Origin of the sequence: Hahella sp. HN01, from assembly GCF_018986435.1 — a bacterium.
In the GTDB taxonomy this organism is placed as follows: Bacteria; Pseudomonadota; Gammaproteobacteria; order Pseudomonadales; family Oleiphilaceae; genus Hahella.
In genome coordinates, this window is record NZ_JAHMIN010000131.1 from 1 (window position 1) to 1076 (window position 1076).

General features: G+C 61.5%; 2 protein-coding genes. Both read right to left on the reverse strand.

Annotation, left to right across the window (positions count from 1 at the left end; genetic code table 11):
• Positions 1-49 precede the first annotated feature (49 nt).
• Positions 50-421 (reverse strand): head decoration protein, encoded by a 372-nt coding sequence (locus KP814_RS32605; RefSeq protein WP_216740682.1) that lies wholly within the window; start codon positions 419-421, stop codon positions 50-52.
• Positions 422-424: 3 nt separating this feature from the next.
• Positions 425-1076, reverse strand: a 652-nt coding sequence (locus tag KP814_RS32610) for a S49 family peptidase (protein ID WP_216740683.1), incomplete at its 5' end; no start/stop codon positions are given.

Sequence of the window (1076 nt, forward strand, 5' to 3'; positions counted from 1 at the left end):
GGCGGGGGTATCAAAGGGATTCAGCATGAACTCTTTCTCAGGAGGGACGTCAGGCGCTCGCGCGCACCAGCAGGCCGCGCGCTTTCAGTTGCGCCATCGCAGCGGCTTTTTGTTCGGGGGTAATGTCGGAAGGCCAGATCAGCGCATCGCTTGCGACCACCGCGTGACGGGCGATAAAAAGCGCGTCATGTCGCTCCGCGCTGGTGGCGTCGATGCTCACGGCCAGAACGCCGACGGCCGTATCGCCGCCCTCGGCCGCTGGCGTCAGCGCTTTCAGTCGTCCTTCCGCATCCAGGGAAACAACGGCTCCCAGCGTCAGCTTTTGTCCGACCGCGACGCTGGCTACATCGCGGGAATAGAGATTGGGGGCTTCGAACTTGAGCAGATCCCCCAGATTGTTGGTTTCGTGAATGGCGGGCATTGACTACGCTTCTCCCGCCAAACGTTTGACCGCGGCGACAACCGGACTTTGCTCGGGGCGCAGCTGCGTCCCTGTTTCCGCTGTAATGCGCGAGGCGATTTCAGGTTGCTCCGCTCGCGCGCTCAGCAAGACCTGCCGGACCTGCGCCTCACTGCTGCCCGCGGCGAGAAACTCGGCGGTGCGTTGTGGAACGCCAGCAATCAAACAAAGCTCGGCAATGGCCTGCGCCTGGGCGTAAGGCGGCGCCTGCACCGGCGGCGAAGCCGGCTCGATAGACGCTTCCACGATAGGATCGTCAATGTGGGTGGGTAAGGTTTCTGGGGGGGCTTCAGACACAATAAGCTCCTTGGACGAGCGAGGGTAAGCGTGCGCGTTACGACGTTCACGAGGCGTGAGTGCGCCTTGTCGTCGTAACGCATCGGTGAATTCAGAGAGGGTTTGATCAAAGCTTGAGACGGCGTCCGCCAGCCCTAACGACACGGCTTCTTCGCCAAAGAACAGACGCGCTTTCGTATTGCGCACGTTGTCCTCGCTCAGGTTGCGCATCTGGGCGACCTGGCTGACGAAAATCCGGTACAGACGATCCACTTCCGCCTGGAGAGAACTGGCGGCTTCCGGCGATAGCGGGGCATGGGGAGACAGATCGTTTTTATGC

Bases quoted from the DNA above. Each gene is read 5' to 3' on its own strand.
- KP814_RS32605 (WP_216740682.1), bottom strand. From the start codon at position 421: ATGCCCGCCATTCACGAAACCAACAATCTGGGGGATCTGCTCAAGTTC.